We start from the raw sequence: 1,544 nt of genomic DNA, 5'->3' as shown, positions 1-1,544 counted from the left end.
GAAAGAGAACGGGCAGAGGGTGACTGTGCCGGTTGACCTGCTTGAAACCCTGCTGATTACCGCCGAACAGGCATTGTGGGACAGCACCACGGGTACTGTGCCTGATGCCATCGCCCGGCGGCGCTGCGCTTGCCGGGCGTTAGGAGATGCAACCCTCTGATATTAAGAGGTTACCGGCGGTTGCCCATAATACGCAGCAGCATCAGGAACAGGTTGATAAAGTCCAGGTACAGCGTTAAGGCCCCGAGAATCGAGTATTTACGCAGCGTGGCGCTGTCGCGGGTGTCAATCTGCTCGCCGATGTTTTTCAGCTTCTGGGTGTCATACGCCGTCAGGCCGACAAACAGCACCACCCCAATGTAGGTCACCGCCCACATCAGCGCTTCGCTCTTCAGCCACAGGTTGACCAGCGATGCCAGCACGATGCCAATCAGACCCATAAATAGCATGCTGCCGAAGCCGCTCAGATCGCGCTTGGTGGTGTAGCCGTACAGGCTCATCGCCCCGAACATCCCGCCGGTGACCACAAAGGTGCTGGCAATCGATGAGTAGGTATAGGCGATAAAAATACTCGACAGCGTCAGCCCGGTCAGCGCCGAATAGAGCATAAACAGCGTGGTGGCCATCCCGGCGCTCAGCCGCTGCACCATTCCCGACAGCACAAACACCAGCGCCAGCTGGGCAATAATCAGACCGAAGAAAGTGATTTTGCTCGAAAAGACGAACATCATCACCGCCGGGGTATTCGCCGCAAACCACGCGATAAACGCCGTCAGCAGCAGGCCGACCGTCATCCAGCCGTACACCTGCGCCATGTAAGTCTGCAGACCGCTACGGCCCTGCACTATTGAATCGGAACGCGGAAATCTGTCCATGACTCTCTCCTGATTAACAAAGTTTCACCCTGTAAGCGTATCACACTACCAGCGCTCTGCCGCCTGACGATCGCTGTCGCGAGCGTCGACCCAGCGTTCGCCTTCCGGCGTCGCCTCGCGCTTCCAGAACGGCGCGCGGGTTTTCAGGTAGTCCATAATAAACTCGCCGGCGGCGAAGGCGCTGCCGCGGTGGGCGCTGGTGACGCCGACAAACACAATCTCTTCCCCCGGCCACATTTCGCCGATGCGGTGGATAACCGTCACCCGGCCCAGCGGCCAGCGCTCGCGCGCCAGGTCGACGATCTCCGCCAGCGATTTTTCCGTCATTCCCGGATAGTGCTCCAGCGTCAGCGCTTTCACGCTGTCGCCAAGATTGTGATTGCGCACTTTACCAGTGAAGGTGACCACCGCACCGTCTTCATCGCGTTCAGCCAGCCAGGGATATTCCTCACCGACGCGAAAGCGTGCCGGGCTGACGACAATACGAGTTTGCGTCATCTTATTAGCCTCCGGTGACCGGCGGGAAGAACGCCACTTCGTCACCGCTGGCGACAGGATGGTCAAACGCGGTCAGCGTCTGATTGACTGCCGCCAGCAGCTTGCCCTCTTCCAGGGCCAGCGCCCAGCGGTCGCCGCGGGCGGCAAGCTGTTGGCGCACGGCCTCGACGG

4 protein-coding genes are annotated in these 1,544 nt (G+C 59.8%); 1 reads left to right on the top strand and 3 read right to left on the bottom strand.

Annotated elements, in window-relative coordinates; all coding sequences use genetic code 11:
* Window positions 1–160 (top strand): DUF1380 family protein (locus CWM53_RS32260; protein WP_165784996.1); only part of this gene is annotated, 160 nt, incomplete at its 5' end.
* A gap of 10 nt (window positions 161–170) precedes the next feature.
* On the opposite strand, the gene CWM53_RS00930 is transcribed toward CWM53_RS32260, so the two are convergent.
* The 3 genes from CWM53_RS00930 to moaD all read right to left on the bottom strand — a co-directional run.
* Window positions 171–875 (bottom strand): Bax inhibitor-1 family protein, encoded by a 705-nt coding sequence (locus tag CWM53_RS00930; RefSeq protein ID WP_061155267.1) that lies wholly within the window; start codon window positions 873–875, stop codon window positions 171–173.
* A gap of 45 nt (window positions 876–920) precedes the next feature.
* On the bottom strand, window positions 921–1,373 hold the full coding sequence (gene moaE / locus CWM53_RS00925; RefSeq protein WP_074386485.1) for a molybdopterin synthase catalytic subunit MoaE: 453 nt from the start codon (window positions 1,371–1,373) through the stop codon (window positions 921–923).
* Between the two features lie 4 nt (window positions 1,374–1,377).
* Window positions 1,378–1,544: molybdopterin synthase sulfur carrier subunit (gene moaD / locus CWM53_RS00920; RefSeq protein WP_100750711.1), on the bottom strand; the 167-nt coding region annotated here is incomplete at its 5' end.

The organism is Klebsiella sp. A-Nf5 (assembly GCF_002810545.1).
Classification (GTDB): domain Bacteria; phylum Pseudomonadota; class Gammaproteobacteria; order Enterobacterales; family Enterobacteriaceae; genus Klebsiella; species Klebsiella variicola.
The sequence above is the reverse complement of the archived record's forward strand: the minus strand, read 5'-3'. Positions and strand labels throughout refer to the sequence as shown.